Below are 3,741 nucleotides of genomic sequence, written 5' to 3'. Positions count from 1 at the left end.
TGTCAAACTCCAGAATGGTTACAGTAACACCGAGCCGCCCCGCTGGTTCATTGACGGTGAACGGCAAGCCGTGAGCATTAACCACGGATTCAAGCCAGACGCCCGATCCGCCCGAATCTTGGGCCGTGATACCTTGTTCAAGAAGCAGGGCATAGAGCGCCGATAGTGCCTAATGGATACCCGCAAGGTATCCGTCAGGCACTAAATAGAACTATCAGCTACCAAGGTAACAAACAGCTCTATTTTGCTGATTGCGTCGGTATTTTGCCGAATTATAACCAGACGGTTATAAAATCACCGTCTGGTTATAGTACCCGATGGATACCCGCTGGATACTGCAAAAGTACCCGTTAAGCACTACGATTTAGACTTAGTTTAAGCAATATACTAACAGTATTTACAGTGCCAGAATTAGACAGAGTTTAAGCAATAGATTAAGAAAACCCGCGATAATTTGACACCGGTTTAATAAACAAGTACAAATTAAAAACCCCACGAACTCGGAAAAGTTCGCGGGGGTGTTCATTGTGGCAACGCTTACCAGGGCAGGCCACAGTTGAGTAAGTTTAAGCGGTATCCTCTAACTTCTCAACTCCCCGCCCTGAAAAAAGCCCATCAATGACACCCGTTAAACGTGTATGCGTCCCATAGCTACTAGGTGCGCCCTGACTCACTGCGCTTGTAGCAAGCGACTCGGTTCCGCGTTTAACGTGATTGTGTCCGGTTAGAATGGGAACTGCTCAAAACCGGAGCCTAGAGACAGTCTGGGGTGTTGAGTCGCGGTAGGCCGCTGCGTGCAGGGGTACCCGTTGATAGATGCCCCAGATGCGAGAGACAGGCAGCAGGCGCGGGTATCGCGTGCAATCTCGTGTGTGGTGCTGTACCTAAGCACCCGCCGCCTATGGTGGAGAACCACCCGACCGAGCGACCGACCGACGGCCTGCCGACGATTGAGGCGAAAGCCCTAGAGACCGCAAAAGCGGCCATTAGGGAGACTTTCGCCAAAGCTCCCTCGCTTCCCTCCCTCCGGCCTGCTTAACAGCACAAAACAAAAGGGGAGTCACTGCGATATTGATACCTGTACTGCTTAGATTCAGAACAGAAAAGAAGAGAAACAGAGAGAGAGAGAGAGAGGGACAGGCTCACCTGTCCCGTTGCCCTAAGCCTCAGCTTAGGGCCTGTAATGGGGGTGAAAAATGGACTTACAGCCGGAAATTAATAATGAGAGAGCAGCCCTAGAATGGGCTTGGCTTTGCGACCATGTAGGGGAGCATATCGCGCGGGCGGCTATTGTGGATCTGCCTGGTCGCCGCCGACCGTACCCGCTTAATCTCATCAAGTACCTGGGCCTTGAGTGCCCCGCATGTCTGCCCGTCAAGCACGTTATCCGCTTATGACGCCCAGCAAGGCCCCAAACAGCCCCCACAGCGCACGCAATCCACAGCGTGCCCCCAACACCCCACACAGGAGCAATAAAGATGCAAGAGAGCAGCAAGCAGATGAATGACGAGACAATAAACGGATTCCCCGGACATCCAGATTTTTCAACCCTAAAAGTTGATGATTTGGATGATGAGACAAAAAAGATTATGGGAGAGGTTGCAGAAAGCGAAGACTTTCAAGAATTTAAGAAGAACAGGAACAAAGCGGGGCGATGATACGGCAAGCATACACAGGGCGCTACGCGCCGCGCCCCCCGTCCCCAGAGGGGACCCCTCGCCCAGCGCGGGCCGGGTGTCCGGCCCCTGTTAATCCACCGACTGGGGCGGTCCCTCTGCTGCTGGTCGCCAATGGACGCGGAGGGCTGGCCAGCTTTGGCGCATACGCGATGGGATGCCGTGGCGGTCGTTACACCGCCAGCCGTTACGCAGTAACCATAACCATGCGGTTATCGTTACCGTAACGGGTGCCCGTGGCGCATTTCGTGACGGGTCACAATATTGGCGCAGGGCTGGCGGGCGCGCCGTTACGGTAACGCCCAGCAATTCCGTGACAGGTCACTTATTGCGGTTGTTACCGTAACGGCGCGGGTGCATGGTCGGGGTCGTGGTGCTATACCTGAGAAGCGCGGCGGGGTGGCGGGGTTCATAACCTACTAGGCAACGCGCTTCGCATGTTGACAGTAGGCCAAGGGCTGCGCCCTTTGGAAACCCAAAAGCGAGGAGAAATGAGCAGCACCGTGTCAGTCCGAATTGCCCCCATGTCTGCCCGCCGCACTGGCGGCCAGCGCCGCCATGACATGCGGGACCCCGCCCATATTCCGGGGTATGTAGACAAGGACAAACAAGCCGATAATTCGGTTTTGCTTGCCCCCCCAGAACCCGCCGCCTTGCGCTCAGAAATCGCAAAGAACAGGGCCGCAGCTGGTCAGCAAAAACTAAGGGATGATGCCCGCATTGCCTACAGTGGAATCATCACATGGGGCACCGACGCGCAGCCATTGATTGAGGCTATGCCCAAGGCAGAGCAGGACCAGCTTTATCAAGACATTGCCCAGCGCATCGCAGAGCGGGCAGACCGCGACTTAATAGGGCTAGTCGTCCACAGGGACGAGGCCAGCCCACATGCTCATTTTGTCTTGAGAGGATACAAGCTGGACGATGCCGGGAAAGAGCAGCCGCTGCGCCTCAGCAAAACCGACACCGCCGACCTGCAAACCGTGGCCGGCCAGGTGCTGGCCGAGCATGGGCTTGCTGAGATCACGCGGGGCAAGAGCAAAGAACAGCGAATACTTGAGGGGGAAGACCCAAGCAAGACCATTCACCGGAGCGTTGCAGAACTTCACCGCGATTTGCCCAAAGAGCTTGAAGCAGCCCGCGAAAAGCTGGAGAAGAACCGCGCCCTAGCCGAGAAAGCACGCGCCGACTTAGAAGCCGAGACCTCCGGACGAGAGGAAAAAATACAGAAACGGCTGGACGCCTACGAACGCCGAGCGGCCGCCGCACAAGCAGAGGCCGACCGCTTGGAATCGTTGATTCCAGAAGCTGGCCAGCCTGCCCCGGTCGTTACCGTAACCTCCGCAGACGTGAAGGACTGGAAACCAAAAAAAGTGGGCTGGTTCAGGGAAGAAACGGAGACCAGAGCAGCAGACAGGGCCAACCAGTCGCCAACCATCCGAGCCGCCAACCGTTTGTTATCAGACCAGCAGCAGGCGATGGGTTTCTCAGCAAACAAAGCAGACCGGGAACGCAGAGACAAAGAACAAGCACAGCAGCAGCGGGATGACCTATCCCGCCGCTATGAAAGGGGCCTGACAGATCAGCAACGCCGCCAGTTGCAGCAGCAGGCCGAACAAATCCGACAGGACAACGAGAGGCAACGAGAGGAGGAACGGAAGAAGCAACGCGAACGCAACAAGGGCAAAGACAAAGGACTAGAGAGGTGATAGCCATTATGAACGCATTACTTGAAGTATTACGGACACTTGAAGAAAAGGGCCAGCCGACAAATGACAAGCAGCGAGCAGGCATCGAGGCCCACGCGCTAAAGGCCGACAGTAGCGGCGAGTGGATCTCTTGCCGCTTGTTTTTAGACAAGGGCCAGCCAGTGGCAACCATCCAGCGCACCGACCGCGACGGGAAAGCCATCAGCAAAGAACCCGCCAGCGTGGACCTGCAAACGGCCACTTTTGAGACCCCGCGCGGTGTCAAACTCCAGAATGGTTACAGTAACACCGAGCCGCCCCGCTGGTTCATTGACGGTGAACGGCAAGCCGTGAGCATTAACCACGGATTCAAGCCA

General features: G+C 55.9%; 4 protein-coding genes. All 4 read left to right on the top strand.

What is annotated here, in order from left to right:
• The first annotated feature begins 1,196 nt into the window (after positions 1 to 1,196).
• The gene (locus tag AC2VLY_RS17170; RefSeq protein WP_486894451.1) at positions 1,197 to 1,397 is read left to right on the top strand and encodes a CppA family protein; all 201 of its coding nucleotides are present in this window, start codon (positions 1,197 to 1,199) and stop codon (positions 1,395 to 1,397) included.
• An 81-nt stretch (positions 1,398 to 1,478) separates the two neighbouring features.
• On the top strand, positions 1,479 to 1,658 hold the full coding sequence (locus tag AC2VLY_RS17165) for a hypothetical protein (RefSeq protein ID WP_486894450.1): 180 nt from the start codon (positions 1,479 to 1,481) through the stop codon (positions 1,656 to 1,658).
• 455 nt (positions 1,659 to 2,113) lie between these two features.
• Positions 2,114 to 3,385, top strand: a complete 1,272-nt coding sequence (locus AC2VLY_RS17160) for a plasmid recombination protein (RefSeq protein ID WP_486922713.1) — start codon at positions 2,114 to 2,116, stop codon at positions 3,383 to 3,385.
• Positions 3,386 to 3,393: 8 nt separating this feature from the next.
• A partial coding sequence (locus AC2VLY_RS17155; protein WP_486922712.1) for a hypothetical protein occupies positions 3,394 to 3,741 on the top strand: 348 nt, incomplete at its 3' end.

It is taken from the genome of Acidithiobacillus sp. TH-A36, from assembly GCF_057473445.1.
Note: the sequence above shows the minus strand (reverse complement) of the source record. Positions and strands in the feature narration are given on the sequence as shown.

Coding starts and splice junctions, on each gene's coding strand:
- AC2VLY_RS17165 (WP_486894450.1), top strand. CDS start 1,479: ATGCAAGAGAGCAGCAAGCAGATGAATGACGAGACAATAAACGGATTC.
- AC2VLY_RS17160 (WP_486922713.1), top strand. CDS start 2,114: ATGTTGACAGTAGGCCAAGGGCTGCGCCCTTTGGAAACCCAAAAGCGA.
- AC2VLY_RS17170 (WP_486894451.1), top strand. CDS start 1,197: ATGGACTTACAGCCGGAAATTAATAATGAGAGAGCAGCCCTAGAATGG.